Origin of the sequence: Psychrobacter glacincola, assembly GCF_904846215.1 — a bacterium.
Taxonomy (GTDB): Bacteria; Pseudomonadota; Gammaproteobacteria; order Pseudomonadales; family Moraxellaceae; genus Psychrobacter; species Psychrobacter glacincola.
Map to the genome: position 1 here is coordinate 20,206 of NZ_CAJGZK010000006.1, position 21,541 is coordinate 41,746.

Consider the following 21,541-nt stretch of genomic DNA (forward strand, 5'->3'; position numbering starts at 1 on the left):
ATCGTTTTTAAAACGAATCGACTATAGCAGTTTTGAGGTTAAAAGTTTATTTTGAAAATAAAACTTTTCCCAAAAATAAAGTTAACTACCAATATGAAACAGTTGTTTATAACTATCAAGAGCGAAAACGCTACGCTGTGTCGATAATATGTATCAAGGTTTATTTATATAACCAAACGATATAGATATTTAATCAAAAGGCGCTAAACAACGCTCGGCATAAGATAAAGTTTCATTACGTCCAACAATGACATGGTCAATCAAAGACAAATCTATAAGATCACAAGCCTTTTTGAGCTCATAGGTTAACAAGTTATCCGCCGTTGATGGCTTAGCATCGGTATGCGGATGGTTGTGAGCAACAATGAGCTGGCTTGCGGCATGGCTCAACGCATGACGTAACACGTGCTTGATACACACAGAGCAAGAGGAGATGCCGCCTGTAAACAATATCTCGAAATTGATTAAGTTTAAGGCATTGTCCAAACATAGCACAGCAAACACTTCTCGCGGCTCACCGCGCAACTGGGTACTGATATAGTCTTTGACCATTTGCGAGCGATCAAGTCCTTGACCCGTTTTAAGCTGACTGTCCAAATAGCGTCTGCCCATCTCAAGTGAGGCGAGCATCTGCGCGTATTTGGCAGGACCGATGCCGTGACAAGCAAGGACAGTCTCTTGCGGCGCAGCTAAGAGTTCTGCAAGGCTACCAAATTGCTCAATCAAATGACGAGCCAGCTCAATAGCTGACTGTGACGGGGTGCCCGTGCGCAAAAATATCGCTAATATTTCGGCATCCGATAAATGTGCTGCGCCAAATTTTAATAGCTTCTCACGCGGTCTATCATCCTCATGCCAGTCTTTGATTGCCATGCTTACTCCTTGAGATGTCATTGCTACATGATAATTGCCACACAATAAATGTGTTAAATCCAGAAAACTTTCCCTAACTTATCTCATAATTGCTACTATAAGCGCAATTTTATCTTTCAATTTTTTGCTGATGCCACGCTTATGTCAAATATCCTGCTTGCTATCACCGGCGGTATTGCCGCTTATAAATCTGCTGTATTTGCCCGTCTATTAATCAAGGCAGGCTTTGAGGTACGCGTTATTATGACCTCAGGCGCTCAAGCCTTTATCACGCCATTGACGTTACAAGCTTTGACTGGTAATGAGGTGCATATCTCATTGTTAGATGAAAAAGCGGAAGCGGGCATGGGTCATATCGAGCTTGCCAAGTGGGCAGACCTTGTGGTCATCGCGCCGGCATCTGCCAATACCTTGGCACGGCTTGCAATGGGTATGGCTGATGATTTGCTAACGACCGTATGTCTTGCAACGACAGCGCCGGTCATTATTGCGCCAGCGATGAATCAGCAGATGTGGGCCCATCCAGCGGTCAACCTGAACGTGCAAACCCTGCATGATATGAATTATCAAATTATTAAGCCTGCTAGCGGTGAGCAAGCTTGCGGCGATGTGGGAGCGGGACGCTTACCTGAGCCTGAACAGTTATTAGAAGAGATTTTGCTGTTTCAAGCAATGCAGACGACGCCTCAGTTATTGGCAGGTAAAAGAGTGGTGATTACTGCTGGACCGACGGTTGAAGCCATCGATCCGGTGCGTTATTTGTCTAATCATTCTACAGGAAAAATGGGTTTTGCTTTGGCGCGTGCCTGTGTGGCTGCAGGTGCAGATGTTATCTTAATTGCTGGTGGTAAAATCGCTCTGCCAACACCCCTCAATGTCACACGCATTGATGTATTGTCAGCCAAAGAGATGCTGATAGCCGCGCAGCAATGTGTGACAGGTACGCATAGCGCGCTACAGTATATGGTTGAAGATGAGCATTCTCACGACCATAACCATGACCATAACCATGACCATAACCACGAACATGGGCATGACGATTACAGTGAAGAGCATGATAATAACGTCAATGATGACAGCGTGAAAGTAGCTGATATCTTTATTGCCACTGCTGCTGTTGCTGATTATCGCACTGAAGAAGCGGCGCCGCAAAAAATCAAAAAAACTCAAGCGGCGATGACGCTAAGCTTGGTCAAAAACCCTGACATCTTAGCGACGATTTCGCTTGCTCATCCTGAGTTGTTTGTCGTTGGCTTTGCCGCAGAAACGCAAGATGTTGAACGTTATGCTCGCGGTAAACTGCTCTCTAAAGATTTGGATTTGATTGCTTGCAATGATGTCTCACGTGCCGATATTGGCTTTGCCAGTGACGACAATGCTATGGAGGTTTTTTTCTCAACGCATTATAAGAATGATAGCATTACGCTTGATAAAGCGAGTAAAGATAAGATTGCCGAGCAGTTGACGACGATTATCGGTGAGACAATCTGGCAACGTCACAATGCTCAGTAATGCTCAGTAATGCTCAGTAATGCTCGGTAATGCTCAGTACAGTGATCATTGTATGGTTGAACTTTTAAAAGAGCACAGCACTACTGGGGTTAATTATTCGCAGCCTCTGTCTGCGCAGGCACAGCAAGCAAGAAAAATTAACCCCAGTAGTGATTGATAACATTTGTATTTCTTTTATTTAGGACTGACTGTAGTCACGCTACAATGATTAGTACGATGACTCATTACATAAGCACCTATATCGAAAATAAGCATCGAAAATAAGCATCGAATAATGACGATATCACTTACTCAACTGCCTTACCAAAGAATATCTGCTGCGCCAGTCGAAAGGTATTGCAGTGCGCTTCAACCACATCATTGATATCTTCTGAATAACCGCCGCCCATGACGATAGCGATTGGAATATTGGCGGTTTTGGCTTGGCGTAGAACATATTCATCACGCGCCTTGCAGCCTTCTATTGTCAACCCAAGCTTGCCCAATTTGTCCGTTGCCAGTACATCAACCGCAGACTGATAAAAAATCATATCAGGTACGAAATCGGCGATTAAGCGCGGTAGCGTATCCTCTAAAATCTGCAAGTACTCCTCATCACCGGTATCGTTATCCAGCTCAATATCCAAATCTGATACTTGTTTACGAAACGGATAGTTCTTTGCGCCGTGCATGCTAAAAATAAAAACACGTGGCTCATCTGCCATGATACTGGCATTACCATTGCCTTGATGAACATCCAAATCAATGACCAAAATTCTTTGCGCTTGTCCGCGATCGAGCAATAAGTTGCTTGCGACACAGACATCATTAAAGACGCAGAATCCCTCGCCATGATCAGCAAAGGCATGATGAGTGCCGCCCGCAACATTCATTGCCACGCCGTATTGCTGCGCAAAAAGCGCGCATTCATAAGTCGCGTGAGCAATATAACGACCACGTTCTACCAGCTCTGGTGTCATCTCAAAACCGATCGCTCGCGCTTCTTTTCGTGGTAATGTCTGGGTCTTAAGCTGATACCAATAGTCAGCAGTGTGCGTCGTTAAAATCTCATTTTCACTTAAGCGCGTAGGGGCAAAAAAATTATCGGCACTAATGGTTCCTTCTGCTAATAGTCGCTCAGGAATCATGGTGTATTTTTGCATGGGAAAGCGATGTTTTTCGGGTACGGAGTAACGGAAAATATCAGAGTAGGCAATTTTTAGCATCATATTTTTAACATCATATTTTTAATATATAGTCAGTGAAAAGTAATATCGACACATTATGTACTGCTGGTATCAACTTTTCTTGCTTGCTGTGCCCATGCAGACAGAGGCTGCAAAAAATTTATACCAGCAGTACCGTAGCGGTTTTAGAGTATTTTGACTATAGTATTGAGGGTTTCTTGAGTAGAGGGTTGTTTACAATGGGGAGTCTAAACTGATGGTTTTAAAGTGATTTCAATATAAGAAAAGTAAAGTCTTACTGAACAAACTGAGTAGGCAAAAAGAAGGTTCGTGAGTCTGCTTGCTTACGTAGCTGCAACAGGAGGTCTGGTAATTCTTCAGCAGGGTTTTGGTTATTGACCAAATCGCTAAATATCTCATGAGCAACCGTCGTCATGGCAACGATACTTTGCAATAAATGCTCAAGAATATCGTCATCAAGACCGACCGCTTCGATATCAATGGCGTTTTTATAGCGTATCTCACCATCATTGACATCCATCTCTAAATTGCCAATCACCATGTCATAGTTGATTTGAGTCATTAATAACATAGCGGCACTTTGATGACTCTCTGGTATCAAAAATGGCAAGATGCCATAGACTGCCAGCAGCTTATTTCTCTCTTGTACCCGAAACAGATAACCGCAATCAAGCCGTTTATTACGCATTCTTAAAGACAAATAGTGTGATTTTTGGCTGTCTCTTATTTTGGGCTGATAATGATTATAGTGCCACTCTTTATCATCAAAGTACTGTTTTAGATAATCGACAATAGGTATATCGCTATCACTTTTTTGCTCTGCACTATTTTGCAAATCCTTGCCAATAGCTGTATCAATATCGGTTTCAACTTCGATAGATTTATTCATTGTTTCGATGTTATCAGCGACATTTGTGTCTGCCCTAGACGCATTTTTGTCGCTGACAGCGCTGTCAATATTGTTAGGGTCATTTTCTTTATGATTAGTATTAATATTATCCGTACTAACCTTATCCGTACTAACATTATCAGTTGCTACTTGTGAAGCACTCACCTGACTATCAATCTCATCAATCTCATCAAAGTCAGCACTTGTCAAATCCTTCGACGATTTAATATTATCAATAACAAATCGCACAGTTGATGCGGTTAGCAGCTGCTTCATTTTTTGCCATAAGCTGAGTTTATTACGTTGACTCATAAATAGTCTGCTAACCAACAAATGAAATATAAAGATTAAGAAAAAATACACATAAAGAAGCAGGCAAAAATAAATTACTGGTCGTTAAAACCCAAACTGGCTTTAATATTGGGTTGGTTATAAAATTCTTGCAGCATTTCGCGAAGGTGTGCCGTCAACCATTCGCTTGCAAGCGCATCATTAATGATAGGTAAGAGGGTAGGAGTCAATTGCGCCATTGCTTGCTCATCGATATGTAAGCTTGCTGCCACAGTCGCTATGGTATCGGCTTGATGATTGCGATACCAAGTATCGACGCCAGCTGCTACTAGACTATGTAAATAGGGCGACATACGCAAGCGGTTGTAGCTCTGCCCAATACTGGCTTCAATATGATCGATACTGCTATTGTCAGGCTCATCACGTAGATAGGTTTGGATATGGCTAATCGGCTGCGCTTTAATCCGTGCCCAACCAGTGACCAATAATCGCGCGACTTCCTCGTTCGATAAATGCGCTTTGGCATTGGCTTCTGCGCGATGCGCCAAATCTTTAATATTGCGATGCAGATACGTCTGCAACTTTTCATCAAGGTTTTTATTGGTTACTTTTTCAAACGAGCTGCGCCCAAGTTTCATCAGTTTACCGACGCCGCCTGCTTTGTCTAAGGTGGTTTCCATAAAGTCATTGATGGCGTGATATAGCGTTTGGGTAAGTAAGTCTGTAAATGTCTCATTGCCAATCAGCGTATGAATCAATATATTGCGCTGCTGTTCATGGCTGCCGATATAGTCCGCTAGCGTTGCAACTTGCGTATCATCGACAAGCTCTGATAACGGCACATTGTCATTGACCGGATGATAAATCACCGTATGCAAAATATCACGAATATCAGCGCGCATCACCTCACTTAGCGGATGATTTAGCAGCCAATCATTAAGCAGGTATTGCAAATCATCGCGACTGATATATTTAGACAATGGCTGCCCACCGAACCACTGCCAAGCTTCCATGCTAAGCGGTTCAGCTTGCTTACATAACCATTGCTGCATAAAAGCCACTTGCGCATCAATTAAGCCGTCTATCGTTAACGCTGGCGTGTTTGGATTTTGAATATCTTTTGTGGTGTGAATAGGTTTTGAGGTCATAGTAATCGACAATTTGTTATACTGTGTGGTTGTGGTGGGCATGAGGTATTATGACACGAACATTGTCTTTATTTGTGATGAATATTGACCGCGGCTTATATTAATAAATGAGAGGTTTTGATGACAGCTCTAGATAGCGCTCTACTTGCGCTCGATAACCTCACGGTTCAGCGCGGTGAAATCCCTCTATGTGAAGCAGTGACTCTCAACCTAGCTGCTGGTAGCATCTGTCATTTGATAGGGGCAAATGGTACGGGTAAAACGACGCTACTGATGCAATTAGCTGGATTGTTACCGGTACTGACGGGTGACGTTTATTATCAAGGAACGGTAAGTTTGCCGATTCAGCCTTTATATGTCTCGCATCAATTGGGTATTCATCCAAATCTCACTGTCGCCCAAAACCTCACTTTTTTGCTGAATTTATATGGTATCACACCAAGCAAAGCTGATATTGATGACGCCCTTGTTTGGGTAGGATTGCAAGGATTTGAGACCATAAGCTCAAGCCATTTATCCGCAGGTCAAACAAGGCGAATCACCCTTGCACGCTTATATTTATTGACGCCAGAAGTGACGCCATTATGGCTACTTGATGAGCCATTTACCGCGCTTGATGTCGATATGGTGGCACGGATGGAAGAAAGATTGCGCGATTTTGCCAATGAGGGCGGTGCGATATTAATGACCAGCCATCAAGCCGTTGAGGTTGTCAATCAGCTGCTTGATTTGTCTGATTATATGGTATAAATAGTATTGATTTAAGTGCGATAGGCATCATGAAGAGCAAATAAATGATAGACACAGACAGTCCAGTACAAACCGTGAAAACAAGCTCAAATGCTCATGTAGCTGCTGCGCGTAGTATCAGTTTTATGCAGCTGTGGCGCCGTGAATGGCAAGTTAAGCAGCAAGGGGCAGTGCAGTGGTTGTATCCGCTAGTATTGTTTTTGGTGATTATTACCTTGTTTCCGCTGGCGGTTGGGAGTGAGCCTGCACTACTACAACGCCTTGGTGTAGCAGCGGTATGGATTGCTGCCTTACTGTCGCTTGTCATGGGCGTCGATGGTTTGTTTAAGCCGGCCTTTGATAATGGTACATTGGCGCAATTGATTGTCGCTAAGGCCTCATTACCGTTATGGGTGCTAATTCGATTGGTGATTCACTGGGTATTTAGCAGCGGTATTGTGGCGGCTTTAAGTCTGCTTGCCGTGCCTTTATTTCAACTGAGCTGGTTTGAGGCATGGATATTGATGGCTTCCATCGTCGCTGGCAGTCCGATGCTGCTCATGCTGTCAGCGGTTGCTAGCAGTTTGACGCTATCGCTCAAAAATGGCGCTGTACTGGTGCCTTTAATCGCTTTGCCGATGCAATTGCCGGTATTGATTTTTGCGACGGGTGCGGTTGATCTATTTGCTACGGGTCTTAACGGTTTGCCTATTTTGGCGTTATTGCTGGCAGGTAGTATTATGTCAGTTTTGATTATGCCATGGGTGATTGCTATGACGTTGAAAATGTCGTGGTTAAATTAAGACGTTATACTGGCAAAGTGTTTTCCTATTATTAAAGCCTTTTATATTAACAACATGATGAAAACGAGCAACTTTGCTATAATGACTTATCAATGCTTCATCGAACAAACAGTCATTGGTAGATTCTATCCAGCGTTTAACGCCAGCAGGTTTGCGAGCAATAGCGTTAATAAGGCGCTATATCGACCATAATCAACAAGCTGCGCAATAGGTTTATGTCCATGCCCAACCTGAATAATGTCTCATCTCCTAGCCTATGGCAACGCATTTGGCAAGTTTTCTTGACCACGGTGGGTACCAAGGAGTTTTTTCGCATCTTTTCGCCTTGGGTCAAGTGGCTTGCGATACTGGCAAGCCTTTGCTTGCTCATCGGCAGTATTTGGGGTCTTGCTTTTGCGCCGCCTGATTATCTCCAAGGCAACAGCTATCGCATTATCTTTATTCACGTACCAGCGGCCAGCCTTGCTATTTCCATTTATTTTGCCTTAGCAGTGCTTGGGGCGATCTATTTAGTCTGGAAAATTAAGACAGCAAGCCTTGTCGCTCAGGCACTTGCCCCTCTGGGATTTTTACTCTGTGTCATCAGCTTATTAACAGGTTCTATTTGGGCAAAACCCACGTGGGGTACTTATTGGGTTTGGGATGCGCGGCTGACATCAATGCTGATTTTGGCGTTTTTATATGCCGGTGTGATGGCGTTATTTGCAGCCTTTGAACATACGGCAAATCGCGGTAAAGCGGCGGCTATTTTGTCTATTGTTGGTGCAGTGAATTTGCCGATTATCAAGTATTCAGTAGAGTGGTGGAACACCTTACATCAAGGATCGACCTTTACCTTGACTGCTGCACCTAAGATGTCAGCAGATATGTGGCTGCCGTTGTTATTGATGATTATCGGTAGTTATCTACTGGTTGCGACCTTAGCGATTTATCGTACCAATACGCTAATCTTGCATCGTGACCAAGGTAAAGCGTGGGTGAAAGAATACATTCGCGGGCAAGCCAAATGACTGTAATGCCTTAATGCCTGTAATTACTGTCGAGCAACCAAATAACGGCTAGGAAAATATAATGCAGCCTTACTTTTATAGTTTTTCTGAGTTTATTGCCATGGGTAAGCATGGGGTGTTTGTCTGGTCATGCTGGGCGATTACCGTTGGTATGATGCTGGGTTTTGTATTTTATAGCCGTCGTCAAAGACAAGCCCTTATCAAGCAGCTGGCGATTCAGCAAGCCCGTCAAGCACAGCGCACGACCAGAATTCAAACACCTGTGATCAAAAATACTGACTAAAAATAATTTTTATATAGTCAGATGAAAATAAAAATGTTATGAAAATTTAAACGCGCTATTGGTATGAATTTTACGCAGCCTCTGGGAACGCAGCACGCCAGTAAAATTTATACCAATAGCGCTATAACACTTTTATAATAAAATCACTGTATCAGACCTTTACTGCCTGAATTTAATGTATTTCGCTGATAAATAAGGGAGCGGATAAAGAGTCTTAATAAAGGGTACTAGACGTATTGAGTTATAGCAAAAATGCTACCATATAGTTATTAGAAGAGTACGATTAGAAAGACATTTTTAGGACGTTTTTCTAATGGTAGTTTCTTTAATACTCAATATTTAATATTTTCTGTTTTATAAATAGATAGGATGTAAAACAGCGACTCATCAATGAGGTAGTGGTATGAACGCAGTTCGTCGCAAAAAACTAATGTGGGTGATGTTTACCCTTGCAGGAGCAGCGATAGCTGTGGTGTTGGTGATTTATGCTATTGGGCAACAAACCGATTACTATTTCGACGCGACCGCCATTGCGCAAGGTGAAGCACCACAAGACAAACGTATCCGTGCAGGTGGCATGGTCGTAGCAGGCAGTGTGCAGCGTGCGCCAAACGATCCGTTGAGCGTTGAATTTGCTATCACGGATTTTCAGTCGACCGTACCGGTCACTTATCAAGGTATCTTGCCAGATTTGTTCGCTGAAAACTCAGGGGTAGTGGCCACGGGTAAAATGCAAGGCGATACTTTTGTCGCAGGTGAAGTATTGGCAAAGCATGATGAAAACTATATGCCGCCAGAAGTTGCCAAATCGATGAAAGAAAACAATCGTAATGGTGCGGTACCGTCTTCTGAGCAATACAATCCAGCCGAACAGCTCCATGAGACGAAAACGTTGCAGCAATAATGATGGTCAGTATAGTTAGAATATCTCAAAAACGCTACAGTGCTGCTGGTATAAATTTTTTGCAGCCTCTGTCTGCATAGGCACAGCAAGCAAGAAAAATTAATATCAGCAGTACTTGATGTATCGATATTACTTTTCCCTGACTATACTTAAACTAAAAAAGCCAGTGAGTAGGTCTCACTGGCTTTTTTATGCAACTTGCATAGTCATCAATGTTGATTTAATCATCCCATTCTGGCGAATAATCTGGATGCTTAATTTTACGACCATCAGCACGCGCTAAGCTGCTTATTTTTTCAATCTCATCGCTGCTCAATTGCACATTGATAGCATCTAGATTGCCTTGTAGATGGTCAGGATTAGCCGTTTTTGGAATCGCAATGCGCAGCTTATCTGACAAAATCCAAGCCAACGATATCTGCGCTGGCGTAACCTTATGATTATGGGCAATCTCTTTGATAATATCGTTATCAAAGACATCACCGCGCGCAAGTGGCGAGTAAGCTTCTAATAAAATATGATGGTTGTTTAAAAAAGTCTGCAAGGTGTTTTGCTTAATAAAAGGATGAAACTCGACTTGATTGACGACGATAGGCACGTCAGCGTATTTCTCGGCTTCGATGATATTGGCGATATTAAAGTTAGAAACGCCGATATTACGAGTCAGCCCCTGTTTTTGCAGCTCGCATAGGGCAGGAATAGTCTGTGACAAAGGCACACGGTCATCAGGCCAATGTAGTAGCAGTAAATCGACATAATCCGTGTCTAAATTTTCTAAAGAGCGCTTAGCTGCTGCGATTAGTTTTTCCGGCTCAAACTTCATGTCATCTGGGAATATTTTTGTCGTTAAAAAAAACGTATCGCGAGCGACGCCTGATTGCTTGATACCTTTACCAACCTCGACTTCGTTGTCATACGCTTGGGCAGTATCGATATGCTCGTAGCCCATTTTTAGTCCCTGACTGACGACATCGATACAGTCTTGTCCCGTCGATTGCCAAGTGCCAAGCCCTAGTACCGGAATATTTGCTTGTCCAGCGGTACGAATATTATAAGTTTTAGCACGCATATTATTATCCTTGTGGTTTTTGTGATTTATTAATAGAGTGTTTAAGCAGAAATATAATGTTCCAGTCTCTATTAAGCTTAGCCACTATAGAAAGAAATTGCGGTAAGTGAAAGGGCAAGTGACGCTTTCATACAAACGACAAACAGGCTGTAACGTCATTTAAATTATTTTTGCTTATCATTCCTAAAATACAGACAAAAAAACGCCCATTACTATTCAGTAATGAGCGTCTACAACTATCAAAATACCCATAGGTTTAGGGTATTTTTTTGTTCAATAGCTTATTTAGCAGGATCTTCTACAGGGGCAGTACTTGCAGCGGTAGAGGTATTTGTGCTCTTGTCAGCACCCCAGATTTTTGGATATTTGTAGCCAGGGAAAGTGTCGTGAGCGTACTTTTTAAAGGCATCTGAGTTATAAGCGTTGGTCACGTCTTTGACCCATTTTTTATCTTTGTCGGCCGTTTTGACGGCAGACCAGTTCACATAAGCAAAGCTTGGCTCTTGGAATAATGCTTCAGTTAACTTGATACCAGAGTCAGTCGCGTAGTTACCATTAATAATGGCAAAGTCTACTTCATCACGCGCACGCGGTAATTGCGCTGCTTCTAGCTCAACGATTTTTATGTCGTATTTGCTGTTGTCAGCGATATCAGCTTTTGAGGCAGTCAATGGGTCGATATTGTCTTTTAGGGTAATCCAGCCAAGCTCATTCATCATGACTAATGCGCGAGCAAAGTTACTTGGGTCATTCGGTGCAGAGACGCTCATGCCCTTATAGACTTCTTCGATTTTGGTTTTTTTACCAGCGTAAATACCTAATGGAGCAGTTGGTACTTGAAAGACTTCTACCAAATCAAGATTGTTTTCTTTTTTGAAGGTATCTAGATACGGCTTATGTTGGAAGATATTGATGTCTAAGTCGCCATCTGCTAACGCAACGTTTGGACGGACATAATCAGTAAAGGTTACTAGCTCTACTTCATAGCCTTGTGCTTCGAGTGAACCTTTTACTTGGTTACGAACCATATCGGCAAAGTCGCCTTCGGTGGTACCGATGACGATTTTGCTGTGTTCAGGGTCGATATCACTGGTCGTAGTGGCTTCTGTATTGGTGGTTTCGGTTGTGCCTTCAGTGACTGGCTCTTTGGTGGCCTCTGGTGCTGATGAATTGTTGCAACCAACCAATACGAGACTTGATACGCCAACAGCAGCAAATGCCGTCGCTACTTGACGGCTGATATCTGTTAATTTCATGTAACTTCCTTAATAAGGGTAAGAATCAAAGGGTAAGAATCAAAGGGTAAAATACTGAGAGTAAAAACAGAATTAAAAAAACTGCATTAAAAAAGCAACATTATGTATAGTAATGCTGCTAAGTTAACGAGTGTTAATATAGTATCAAAATTAAAGGGAATCAGTTACAAAGTCAAGCATTTGCTTAGGATGAATCAGCATTGGACCCTGTGTATTATTTATATCAAGCATTATTCAATCATCAATCATCAATAGCCAATTTCAATGAACCAAGTAATCACAGGTTTTTAACGTTTATCTAATCGGGTCGCTATCCAATTGCCCAAGGCTTGGATACCGATGACCATGATTGATAGCATAATGACAATGAATACCATGACCTCAGTCTGATAACGGTAATAGCCATAACGAATGGCCAAATCACCCAAACCGCCGCCGCCGATCATGCCAGCTGCTGCTGAAAAAGAGAGCAAGCTGATACAAAGGATGGTCACAGATAAAACCAAGCCAGAACGGGCTTCATTGAGCAGTACCTTGATGATGGTAAAGGGTCTTGCACCCATCGATTCGGTCGCTTCAATAATACCGCGCGGCACTTCACGCAAGTTTTGTTCGACTAAGCGCGCAAAGTAAAATGAGCCTGCAATCGCAAGCACTAGTGAGGCGGCGATAGGACCAATACCGGTACCGACGATGGCTTTAGTAAAGGGGCTCATCGCAATCATCAAAATGACGAATGGAAAAGCACGCATAAAGTTCGTGATGCCGCCAAGAACAGCATAGAGCGTCTTATTTTGCAAAAACTGCCGATCACTGGATAAAAATAAGAAAACGCCAAACAGACCACCGATAAGAATGGCGACTGTCGTTGAAATACCAAGCATAATAAAAGTATCTAAAAACGCCTGCCAAATCTCTTTACGCAGCACGAGTAGCTTGTCTATCGAGGCGGATAATTCAGCACCGGTTATCATGTTTATCTCTCCTGCCTCATTAGTCCTCAAAGACTAAGCCTTTGCCAATTGGGGTGGTGGCCTGAATGAGACCGTCGCGGATATCTGCAACTTCAAGTAATTGTCCTTGATGTAACAATGCCGCGCGGTCACATAATCTACGAATGACGCTCATCTCATGAGTCACAATGACGATAGTGACGCCAAGCTGCTCATTGATATCACGTAAACAGGTTAATAAACTGCGCGTGGTGGCAGGGTCAAGCGCGCTGGTTGGCTCATCAGCGAGGAGCACTTTGGGGCTTGGTGCAATCGCCCGAGCGATACCAACGCGCTGTTTTTGTCCACCTGACAACTGCGCAGGATAGTGACTAGCACGATCAGTTAAGTCAACGATGTCTAAACAATCCATGACACGCTGATGAATATCAGCGCGAGGGTAACCTGCAACTGTTAAATTAAAGGCAACATTATCAAAGACGGTGCGGTTAGACATCAGATTAAACTGCTGAAAAACCATACCGATATTGTGACGGGCGATACGCAAATCACTGGCAGACAGGGTAGTTAGGTCTGTACCATCGACAATCACTTGACCTGAATCAGGACGCTCAAGCAAATTAATCAAGCGTAAAAGCGTTGATTTACCAGCCCCTGAATAGCCCATCAAGCCAAAAATCTCACCTTGCTGAACAGTCAGTGACGTCGGCTCGACAGCAGTAAACCAATGTGGCTTACCCTCTTTATCTTTTATAGACCGGTCACTCAAAAAACTTTTGGTCACATCGTTTAAGACAATCATGTCACTCATGGAAGGCTCAAAATTCAATAAATGTTTTAGTGGTTATGAATTGGTCGTCGTCTCTCTGGCTGTTTAATAGCTGAGTTAAAACAACATTCACTAACCCCATAATAAGGGGCGCTAATATAGCATATTATGCAAGGTTTTGGATACGGCCATCCGTGATTGACTGACAACTCAGTTCAGTCGAAATGAAGATGTGTAGAATGAAAATGTATAGTCAAAATACTCTAAAAACGCTACAGTGCTGCTGGTACAAATTTTTTGCAGCTTCTGTCTGCGTAGGCACAGCAAGCAAGAAAAATTGATACCAGCAGTACATAATGTGTCGATATTACTTTTCACAGACCATATAAGGCTCAAGATAGAGCTCAAATTGTTAACAATACAATACGCTTTGAAGGGATAGCATTCAAAAGTAGCGTATAAAAGGTTATTCGCTATTCCTTCGCTATGAATGACCAGTATTATTTACAAGTGGTCATAATGATTGTAGTGAGGATCAAGTTTGACAGGTAGTACCACCAAAAATCGCGTATGACCATTAATAGTGTCAGTAGTGATTCTTCCTTGATGGGCAGTGACAATTTGTGAAACCAATGATAAGCCAAGCCCTGAGCCTTTGTTTTTTTGCTGTAAGCGTACAAAGGGACTAAAAACTTCTTCACGTTTGTTTTCAGGGATGCCATCACCCTCATCGATCACTGCCAATACCACATACGTCGGCAGCGGACGTGTGGGCTCCGCTTTAGATTTTTTGAGATGTTTGCTAAATAGGCTTTCTTTACGAATGGTATTTGACGTTTTAGGGCTGTCTTTATTGATTGATTTATCGCTTTCTGTTATCGCAGCATCACTATTTTTATTAACTTTATTGGCATTCTCATTGTTACTATTGATAGCATTGTTGTCAATGCCCTGTTCAATGCCATCTTCAATAGCATGGTCAGGAGTTTCAGAGGACGTTTGCTTCTCAGGTACAGCACGCCACATGACTTTCTTTAACTTATCGGTTAAATCTGATGTAAAACTATGATAGTTAACAAACAATGAGGAGTTACTGACTTTTTCAAGTGTCTCGTTCGTATTGGTAGGCTCTACTTGATCTAAAGTGGCACTGTCGCCTTCTTGATTCACAATACTATCAGATTCATTATCAGTGCTAGGATCAGCATCAATCACTACATTTTCACCATTTTGATAAATAGGCGGTGTTGGCAATGCAACAATAGAATCACTATTTGCTACTTTTGGCTTTGGAAGCGTTGCGCTAGCATCATTGTCTAATGCAGTATCTTGCTTATGATTACGGAGATTTGTACTATGCGATGCTTCATCAGAGTAAAAGTCTGAGCTGTTATAGTCTATAAAGCTACTGCATAGGACTGTCTGCAATAAAAAATCAGGGATATCTTTGGCTTCCTCAAGGGTTTGCACGCCATAAAGTAGCACAGTGACCGGTGGCTTACCATGCAGCATGGCATTGGTTAATAGATTGCGAATCAAATGCGTGAGCATCGATGATTGACCATCAATCACGATGTGCTCGCCAATTAACGTGGCTTCAGGATAATGTTGGCGCTCTTGATTCACCAAATCATATATATCCAAATGTTCAACTTGCTGTAAGGCATGACCGGCATCCAAGCGGCTTACTAGCAAAATACTCTCGACCAAATCATTGAGACCTGAGAGGTCACGATTGATGGCTTGAGCGCGCTTATCAAACTTGGCTTTGGTATCCGTTGGCAATGTACCCGTCAACATATCCATCATTTCAATCTGTAAGCGGATACGTGTGATGGGCGTACGCAGCTCATGAGAGGCATGTGCCAGTAATAAATTATTGGCATCAATAAGGTGCTCAATCTTTTGTGCCGCTTGGTTGAATCCGCGTGCCAGCGAGGCAATTTCATCATTGCCACGAGCATTCACTCGTACCGTAAAGTCACCATCGCCGAGCTGAGCCATCTGTAAACTCATCTGATTGATACGCCAAGTGATGGTACGGGCAATCCACCAAAGGACGCCCGCCATAATGAGTAGCAACAAGAGAGTACCGGTAAATAAATTAAGCGCTGCAGAGAGTACCGGCTTTTTGGGTGGCAAGCGTGATTCATACAATAGCGTATAGCCAGTGCTGCTATAGACTTGTGCTTGTTTGGTTGGTGATGTTTCTGCAAAAGAGGGGAAAACACGTGAGAATAAAGAAGGCGTGGCAGGAAGCTCTAATGGCAAATCGCTATTATCCGTTTGCATCAGCAGATGACCTTCGCTGTCATATAAGCCCATTTTTGCCTGCAATGACTCATCAAAAATATCAAAACTTTTTTTGACTACGGCTAGCATAAATCGCGATTGTAAGCGATTTTCTTTGCCAATCGCAATATTTAGCTCATGCAAAAAAGGATCGATTTGTCCCAAAATTTGCGTTGCCAACACCTCTGAGCGAATGCCTGCATCCTTATCATGTACCAGCTGCGTTAATAATACCATCGCAACAGCAAATAAGATAAGCGCCAACATGACGCTGGCAAATAGCTTGGCAAATACGGAACGAAAACCCAATTGCTGCATCAAATCATCTCTATTATCAAACGCTTATGCCACGTGACATGGTCAAACATAAAAGGGGTTATCATACGTATGATACCCCTTTTAACTTACCGTTTTAAAGCATTTTGACTGTTTATTTGCCAACAGTTTACTATTGACTACACCTGATCGGTTGCAAACTGATAACCAACGCCGCGTACCGTAATAATACGTTTTGGCTGACGTGGATTGTCCTCTATCAAGGCACGCAGACGTGAAATATGTACGTCAATCGCGCGATCAATGTTGTCTGAGCTGTCATCATTCGGCATGGCTTGCCACAATTGCTCGCGGTTCAGTACTTTGCCAGAATGCGTGGCAAAATAATGCAGCAATTGGAATTGATGCGTCGTCAAGCGTACAGGTAGATCATCGATAGTCACTTCATGACTGTCAGGGAATACGCTCAAACGACCGAAAGTTAAGCTGTCTGATTGACTGTCAGCTTGGTTTGGCTGTTCATGGCGACGAATAACCGCACGAATACGAGCCAACAGTTCACGTGGCTCAAACGGTTTGGAGATATAGTCATCAGCGCCCATTTCTAGACCCAATACACGGTCTGTGGTATCACCTTTTGCCGTCAACATAATGATCGGCACTTTATTGGTCATATTGTTTTTATTGCCACGTATTTTTTGGCAAACCTGCATACCATCCATATCGGGCAGCATAAGGTCGAGTACTACCAAATCAATATCACGCTCTTTGGTATCCAATAAATCAAGACCTTCTTGACCAAGACCTGCATGATGCACATCATAATAATTCATGGTCAGATAATCGCTGATTAACTCTGCTAAATCTGGATCATCTTCAATTAGCAAAATCTGCTTACTCATAATGTTTCCTCTAGTTGTTGTTATAGTTTGTCTTAATGTACTTTCTAAATTTACAGAAGTGGCGTCTGCCCTTAGTTTTCAATTATCCCAAATGCCCATATTACAGCCATCTAAGGTACAAGCCATGCTTTAATATTGTGCAATAATATTGTGCAATAAAAGAATGAAATTTATACTATCCATAATACGCTATATTGCCTAAACAGGATGTTATTAAACAAGGCGTGCTTTGTTAATGTTTCTACACAATGTAACTACTTGGCTCTGTACTTAAGACACCACCACTTTTTTGCCTATAGATTCAATAGGTAAGTTCGCCAAACAAATCAAACTGTCACTACTGATGCCAGCGATTAAATATTGTTTGGTCAGTGGATCGTACTCAATCACTTCAATAGGCTGGCGGGTCAAGCGCTGATCTTGTCCTATAATCCAGATATTAGCACTCAAAGAACGCAGTGGTTTATAAGGCGGCACCTGTATTGGCGTCAAATCGACATTATGCAAGGCGTTTTTAGGCACAATGGTACCCACTTCTATCTGCCCATAGTCAACCCGACCGGTGACTTGCATGTCAGGCGCTAGCTGACTGCGACTGACTTCATTGTTAATAACGCTCACATAAACCAAAAGCTGTATCGGTTGTTTTACCGCCTGTACTTTACTGACCTGACCGGTAAATTTATCCACTCTATCTTTGGCAGTAAAGTTGACAGTTTGACCGACAGAAATTTGTGATTCGGCTTCAATCGGTAAGGTTGAGATAAAATGCAGTTCCGTTTCATCACTGAGCTGCAATAACGCTGTTTGAGCCTCTATCTTTTGTCCAGCTTGCAACGACAAATTTGTTACGCGCCCTGAAAAACGGGCACGCAATGTGATCAAATCAGAGGTCTGCGTTGCCGTCGTGCTGTCTTTGCTATTACTAACAAGATCGGTGCTAGTATTATCGTTAATAACAGGCGGTGTTAGCATTGTTTTACTATTAGCAGCAGATGTTGTATTGAGGACAGAGGTCTGAATAGCATTGTCAGAAGTAGTAGCTCTGTCAGCATTACTAGCAGTTGTATTTAATTCCGCTGCTATATTGGTTTCAGTATCATCTAAGCCTATCGCTTTGTTTGAAATTTCCTGACGTCGAACCGTGAGTAGGGGCGTGCCTTTTTTTACCCACTGGTTTTCACTGACTAATACTTGCTCTACCGTTAGCGACTGCGCCGCCACAAGGTTGATTTGCTTGATAGGATCGATACGACCCTGTAAGCCAAGGCTCGGCTGATAACGGGTAGGTTTGATACTTAAAATATGATCAGGTGTGATGGTGACACTATCGGCACTAATAAGCGGCATATCAACTGCCTCATTATTTTCGCTAGTCAACGCTTCGGTAGGTGACGTGGGTTGGCAGGCAATCAGAAATAGGGCGCTCAATAAATAGGCGCTCTTTTTTAACAGCCCCGCCCGTAAGACTATAAAACGCATGTAATGCAGTAAGCGCATAGAAAATGTCATACCAATCACCACCATAAACGACTTTTTATTATATAGTGAATGACGGTTATTATATAGTGCATGACGGCTATGGGAAATGGCTACGCTGCATTGTATTTACCGAGCTCTTTATAGTTGATTCATTTTAAGAACGATACAGTGCTATCGGCTATAGATTTTTTGCAGCCTCTGTCACGCCTGCGAACAGCAAGCAAGAAAAAATTATAGCCAATAGCACGTTATAACAATCGTAAAGCTTTTATTTTGAACGGACTATATAAGCGCTAGATGAGTGGCTTTGGAATGCCGCTTTTATATAGAGAACATTCGTTAAACTGCTACATTCACAAAATTGATTTGAACATAATTTCACTAATTACTGGATAATGGTTAGTAACTGTGCTAAAACGAACATATAAAAATATATTGATACATTTTTATCACAAAGGTAAATTATTCAGTAAGATGGATGCTCGTCCTATATAATGACTATGATTGAAAAGACGACATTTACGAACGATGCTATAGTTGACGCACTTTTAAGAGAGTACAGCACTACTGGGGTTAATGATTCACATTCTCTGTCTGCCTAGGCACAGTAAGTAAGAAAAATGAACCCCAGTAGTGATTGATAATATTTGTATTTTTTTACTTAGGACTAACTATATGTATTTGCGACTTGGTTTATTTTGTCAGTTTTCAATATAGTAGGTTTTTTGCTGAGACTAAATATTCAACTGTTTTTATAGCAAGCCATATTGAGTAAGAGATACTCGTTTATTGACAGAGCATTTGATTGAATTATTCATCAAATTTTCTCGCAATAATTAATGATTATAAAGTATGAGCAATCATTGAATTTATGGCTATAATCATGCTGTAAAAAAATTTAACATAACGCCCAATTTACTAAGATAATTCATCATAAAGTGAGTATAGTGATTCATGGTAGTACCGTTTTTCTATCAAGCCGAAAATAAGTATAGTTGATCCACTTTTAAAGGAGTACAGCACTACTGGGGTTAATTATTCGCAGCCTCTGTCTGCATAGGCACAGCAAGCAAGAAAAATTAACCCCAGTAGTACTTTATAACATTTGCACTTCTTTTATTTAGGACTGACTATAGTGGAATCGGCTCATAGGGACGGTACGCTGTTTTAGATGAATGGTTTATAGCCAAGTGGCATTATGAGTAAACATCACTATCCATAAGCAGCACTATGTATAAACAGCACTGTGAACATACTACATGATGAATAAATAGTCGTTAATAGGACAATGAGAATGGAAAATAATTTTGATGGTTTAAAAGTAATGGTTATTGATGATTCAAAAACCATTCGCCGTACCGCAGAAACCTTGCTACAAAAAGCTGGCTGCGAAGTTGTAACTGCGATTGATGGGTTTGATGCCTTGGCTAAGATTGTAGATCATAATCCAGATATTATTTTTGTGGATATCATGATGCCACGTTTGGATGGTTATCAAACTTGTGCTTTGATTAAAAATAACCCTGACTATGCTAGCAAGCCTGTAATTATGTTGTCATCTAAAGATGGTTTATTTGATAAAGCACGTGGACGTATTGTGGGTTCTGATGAGTATCTGACCAAACCGTTTAGTAAGGATGAGCTTTTTGAGGCAATTAATCAGCATCGTTAGTCTTTAATATGATCATAAAAAGTGGTCATGAATTTTTATATAGCGATAAGTTATTTTTGTCACAATCAGTAATATGTATTCAGTTCAGCATAAAAATATTACTTCAATCGGTTTGTTTGAACCCTATATTCTAACGGATATCATCTAAAATAGAGGAAATAACCATGACTACTGTATTAGTCATTGACGACTCGCCATCTGAGATGGCGAAATTTCGTGACATGCTTTCTAAAAGTAACTATCAAGTATTGGAAGCAACCAATGGTGAACAAGGCTGCCAAATGGCCGTTGCTCATCTGCCAGACGTCATTTTGATGGACGTGGTCATGCCTGAGATGAATGGTTTTCAGGCAACACGTAAAATTACTCGTGACAAGGCAACAGCACATATTCCTATCATTATGATCAGTACTAAAAATCAAGAAACTGATCGTGTGTGGGGCAAGCGTCAAGGTGCAAAAGAATATATCACCAAGCCTATCGATGAAAGCGGTCTGGTGCAGATAATTCGTAAAGTAATGGAGTAGCTTGTGGCATCGAGAGGGTTTATTGAGCTTCTGCGTATAGCGGATATGGCACGCTCGCGCAAAAGTGGGCGCCGCGGTGGACAAGAATTTGACTGGCAAGGAGTGGTATTTGAGATTGGCGGTCAACGCTTGGTTTCGCCAATGGGTCAAGTAGCAGAAGTATTATCCATGCCAGAATATACCAGCGTACCCTTAGTAAAGCCTTGGATGCTTGGCATCGCCAATATTCGTGGGCGTTTACTACCATTGACCGATTTGTCTCGATTTTTACAAGTGCCCAGTCGCTTGGCGCAAATAAGCCAGCGCAAAGTTATAGTCATTGACCATAATAATATGTTTTCAGGATTGCTTGTTGATCAAGTGATCGGTATTGAACAGTTTACTCAAGACCAATATCGCCCAGAAGCCATTGAGCCGAATTCGCCATTTGCGCCTTATAATCATGGTAAGTTTTTGAAAGATGAACAAGATTGGTATGTGTTTATGCCAAGCTTACTGGTACAGGATTTACAGTATACCGATGCTGCAATATAACTGTCTTTAATGACACTTCATGTTTGCTCATTAGGTGTTCATTAAAACGATGACAGAAGAATCATAGCTGACATGATCCGGTGGTGTGTCAGTATTCATGCAGGCTTTGTTCATCACTGTTGTTTTTGATAACACGATGATTTCAGAGTCAGTCACAACAAGACTTTGACGATTGTTTGA

Annotated in this window: 20 protein-coding genes; 9 read left to right on the forward strand and 11 right to left on the reverse strand. The window is 42.0% G+C overall.

Translation table 11 applies throughout. From position 1 onward, the window contains the following. Window positions 1–189 precede the first annotated feature (189 nt). On the reverse strand, window positions 190–873 hold the full coding sequence (gene radC, locus JMW90_RS05025) for a RadC family protein (RefSeq protein ID WP_201561976.1): 684 nt from the start codon (window positions 871–873) through the stop codon (window positions 190–192). Between the two features lie 141 nt (window positions 874–1,014). On the opposite strand from radC, the gene coaBC reads away from it, so the two are divergent. Further along, complete coding sequence (coaBC, locus tag JMW90_RS05030) at window positions 1,015–2,385, forward strand: bifunctional phosphopantothenoylcysteine decarboxylase/phosphopantothenate--cysteine ligase CoaBC (protein WP_201561977.1); 1,371 nt, start codon at window positions 1,015–1,017, stop codon at window positions 2,383–2,385. A gap of 287 nt (window positions 2,386–2,672) precedes the next feature. On the opposite strand, the gene JMW90_RS05035 is transcribed toward coaBC, so the two are convergent. The 3 genes from JMW90_RS05035 to JMW90_RS05045 all read right to left on the reverse strand — a co-directional run bounded on the left by JMW90_RS05035 (window position 2,673) and on the right by JMW90_RS05045 (window position 5,942). Beyond that, window positions 2,673–3,590, reverse strand: coding sequence for a histone deacetylase family protein (locus JMW90_RS05035; protein WP_201562082.1), 918 nt, complete (start codon window positions 3,588–3,590; stop codon window positions 2,673–2,675). A gap of 256 nt (window positions 3,591–3,846) precedes the next feature. After that, complete coding sequence (locus JMW90_RS05040) at window positions 3,847–4,773, reverse strand: type III secretion system chaperone family protein (protein ID WP_201561978.1); 927 nt, start codon at window positions 4,771–4,773, stop codon at window positions 3,847–3,849. A gap of 74 nt (window positions 4,774–4,847) precedes the next feature. Continuing rightward, window positions 4,848–5,942: a hypothetical protein gene (locus tag JMW90_RS05045; RefSeq protein ID WP_227691865.1), complete on the reverse strand. Its 1,095-nt coding sequence runs from the start codon at window positions 5,940–5,942 to the stop codon at window positions 4,848–4,850. A gap of 78 nt (window positions 5,943–6,020) precedes the next feature. Here JMW90_RS05045 and ccmA point away from each other — a divergent pair, with 78 nt between their 5' ends. The 5 genes from ccmA to ccmE all read left to right on the forward strand — a co-directional run bounded on the left by ccmA (window position 6,021) and on the right by ccmE (window position 9,629). Continuing rightward, the gene (gene ccmA / locus JMW90_RS05050; RefSeq protein ID WP_201561979.1) at window positions 6,021–6,650 is read left to right on the forward strand and encodes a heme ABC exporter ATP-binding protein CcmA; all 630 of its coding nucleotides are present in this window, start codon (window positions 6,021–6,023) and stop codon (window positions 6,648–6,650) included. A 125-nt stretch (window positions 6,651–6,775) separates the two neighbouring features. After that, window positions 6,776–7,432 carry a heme exporter protein CcmB gene (locus JMW90_RS05055; protein WP_201562084.1) on the forward strand — a complete coding sequence of 219 codons (657 nt, stop codon included), beginning with the start codon at window positions 6,776–6,778 and terminating at the stop codon, window positions 7,430–7,432. A gap of 221 nt (window positions 7,433–7,653) precedes the next feature. Next, window positions 7,654–8,442, forward strand: a complete 789-nt coding sequence (gene ccmC / locus JMW90_RS05060; RefSeq protein WP_201561980.1) for a heme ABC transporter permease CcmC — start codon at window positions 7,654–7,656, stop codon at window positions 8,440–8,442. 61 nt (window positions 8,443–8,503) lie between these two features. Then, the gene (gene ccmD, locus JMW90_RS05065; protein WP_201561981.1) at window positions 8,504–8,725 is read left to right on the forward strand and encodes a heme exporter protein CcmD; all 222 of its coding nucleotides are present in this window, start codon (window positions 8,504–8,506) and stop codon (window positions 8,723–8,725) included. A 403-nt stretch (window positions 8,726–9,128) separates the two neighbouring features. After that, a complete protein-coding gene (gene ccmE / locus JMW90_RS05070) occupies window positions 9,129–9,629 on the forward strand; it encodes a cytochrome c maturation protein CcmE (RefSeq protein WP_201561982.1) in 501 nt (166 codons plus the stop codon). Window positions 9,630–9,849: 220 nt separating this feature from the next. On the opposite strand, the gene JMW90_RS05075 is transcribed toward ccmE, so the two are convergent. The 7 genes from JMW90_RS05075 to JMW90_RS05105 form a co-directional block, all read right to left on the reverse strand. After that, window positions 9,850–10,698 (reverse strand): aldo/keto reductase, encoded by an 849-nt coding sequence (locus JMW90_RS05075; RefSeq protein WP_201561983.1) that lies wholly within the window; start codon window positions 10,696–10,698, stop codon window positions 9,850–9,852. Window positions 10,699–10,979: 281 nt separating this feature from the next. Further along, a complete protein-coding gene (locus JMW90_RS05080; RefSeq protein ID WP_201561984.1) occupies window positions 10,980–11,954 on the reverse strand; it encodes a MetQ/NlpA family ABC transporter substrate-binding protein in 975 nt (324 codons plus the stop codon). A 287-nt stretch (window positions 11,955–12,241) separates the two neighbouring features. After that, a complete protein-coding gene (locus tag JMW90_RS05085) occupies window positions 12,242–12,928 on the reverse strand; it encodes a methionine ABC transporter permease (RefSeq protein ID WP_201561985.1) in 687 nt (228 codons plus the stop codon). Window positions 12,929–12,947: 19 nt separating this feature from the next. Next, window positions 12,948–13,718, reverse strand: a complete 771-nt coding sequence (locus JMW90_RS05090; RefSeq protein ID WP_201561986.1) for a methionine ABC transporter ATP-binding protein — start codon at window positions 13,716–13,718, stop codon at window positions 12,948–12,950. A gap of 462 nt (window positions 13,719–14,180) precedes the next feature. Next, the gene (locus tag JMW90_RS05095; RefSeq protein WP_201562085.1) at window positions 14,181–16,286 is read right to left on the reverse strand and encodes a HAMP domain-containing sensor histidine kinase; all 2,106 of its coding nucleotides are present in this window, start codon (window positions 16,284–16,286) and stop codon (window positions 14,181–14,183) included. A 137-nt stretch (window positions 16,287–16,423) separates the two neighbouring features. Beyond that, window positions 16,424–17,146 carry a response regulator transcription factor gene (locus JMW90_RS05100; protein WP_201561987.1) on the reverse strand — a complete coding sequence of 241 codons (723 nt, stop codon included), beginning with the start codon at window positions 17,144–17,146 and terminating at the stop codon, window positions 16,424–16,426. Between the two features lie 270 nt (window positions 17,147–17,416). Beyond that, window positions 17,417–18,658, reverse strand: a complete 1,242-nt coding sequence (locus tag JMW90_RS05105) for an efflux RND transporter periplasmic adaptor subunit (protein WP_201561988.1) — start codon at window positions 18,656–18,658, stop codon at window positions 17,417–17,419. 1,264 nt (window positions 18,659–19,922) lie between these two features. Here JMW90_RS05105 and pilG point away from each other — a divergent pair. From pilG to JMW90_RS05120, 3 genes are all read left to right on the forward strand, one after another. Beyond that, window positions 19,923–20,300, forward strand: coding sequence for a twitching motility response regulator PilG (gene pilG, locus JMW90_RS05110; RefSeq protein WP_201561989.1), 378 nt, complete (start codon window positions 19,923–19,925; stop codon window positions 20,298–20,300). A gap of 164 nt (window positions 20,301–20,464) precedes the next feature. After that, on the forward strand, window positions 20,465–20,827 hold the full coding sequence (locus JMW90_RS05115) for a response regulator (protein ID WP_201561990.1): 363 nt from the start codon (window positions 20,465–20,467) through the stop codon (window positions 20,825–20,827). A 3-nt stretch (window positions 20,828–20,830) separates the two neighbouring features. Beyond that, window positions 20,831–21,361, forward strand: coding sequence for a chemotaxis protein CheW (locus JMW90_RS05120; protein WP_201561991.1), 531 nt, complete (start codon window positions 20,831–20,833; stop codon window positions 21,359–21,361). Window positions 21,362–21,541 lie beyond the last annotated feature (180 nt).

Coding starts and splice junctions, on each gene's coding strand:
- coaBC (WP_201561977.1), top strand. CDS start 1,015: ATGTCAAATATCCTGCTTGCTATCACCGGCGGTATTGCCGCTTATAAA.
- JMW90_RS05035 (WP_201562082.1), bottom strand. CDS start 3,590: ATGCTAAAAATTGCCTACTCTGATATTTTCCGTTACTCCGTACCCGAA.
- ccmE (WP_201561982.1), top strand. CDS start 9,129: ATGAACGCAGTTCGTCGCAAAAAACTAATGTGGGTGATGTTTACCCTT.
- JMW90_RS05090 (WP_201561986.1), bottom strand. CDS start 13,718: ATGAGTGACATGATTGTCTTAAACGATGTGACCAAAAGTTTTTTGAGT.
- radC (WP_201561976.1), bottom strand. CDS start 873: ATGGCAATCAAAGACTGGCATGAGGATGATAGACCGCGTGAGAAGCTA.
- JMW90_RS05055 (WP_201562084.1), top strand. CDS start 6,776: ATGCAGCTGTGGCGCCGTGAATGGCAAGTTAAGCAGCAAGGGGCAGTG.
- JMW90_RS05045 (WP_227691865.1), bottom strand. CDS start 5,942: ATGCCCACCACAACCACACAGTATAACAAATTGTCGATTACTATGACC.
- JMW90_RS05095 (WP_201562085.1), bottom strand. CDS start 16,286: ATGCAGCAATTGGGTTTTCGTTCCGTATTTGCCAAGCTATTTGCCAGC.
- JMW90_RS05080 (WP_201561984.1), bottom strand. CDS start 11,954: ATGAAATTAACAGATATCAGCCGTCAAGTAGCGACGGCATTTGCTGCT.
- JMW90_RS05115 (WP_201561990.1), top strand. CDS start 20,465: ATGACTACTGTATTAGTCATTGACGACTCGCCATCTGAGATGGCGAAA.
- pilG (WP_201561989.1), top strand. CDS start 19,923: ATGGAAAATAATTTTGATGGTTTAAAAGTAATGGTTATTGATGATTCA.
- JMW90_RS05105 (WP_201561988.1), bottom strand. CDS start 18,658: ATGACATTTTCTATGCGCTTACTGCATTACATGCGTTTTATAGTCTTA.
- ccmA (WP_201561979.1), top strand. CDS start 6,021: ATGACAGCTCTAGATAGCGCTCTACTTGCGCTCGATAACCTCACGGTT.
- JMW90_RS05085 (WP_201561985.1), bottom strand. CDS start 12,928: ATGATAACCGGTGCTGAATTATCCGCCTCGATAGACAAGCTACTCGTG.
- JMW90_RS05040 (WP_201561978.1), bottom strand. CDS start 4,773: ATGAGTCAACGTAATAAACTCAGCTTATGGCAAAAAATGAAGCAGCTG.
- JMW90_RS05075 (WP_201561983.1), bottom strand. CDS start 10,698: ATGCGTGCTAAAACTTATAATATTCGTACCGCTGGACAAGCAAATATT.
- ccmD (WP_201561981.1), top strand. CDS start 8,504: ATGCAGCCTTACTTTTATAGTTTTTCTGAGTTTATTGCCATGGGTAAG.
- JMW90_RS05100 (WP_201561987.1), bottom strand. CDS start 17,146: ATGAGTAAGCAGATTTTGCTAATTGAAGATGATCCAGATTTAGCAGAG.
- ccmC (WP_201561980.1), top strand. CDS start 7,654: ATGCCCAACCTGAATAATGTCTCATCTCCTAGCCTATGGCAACGCATT.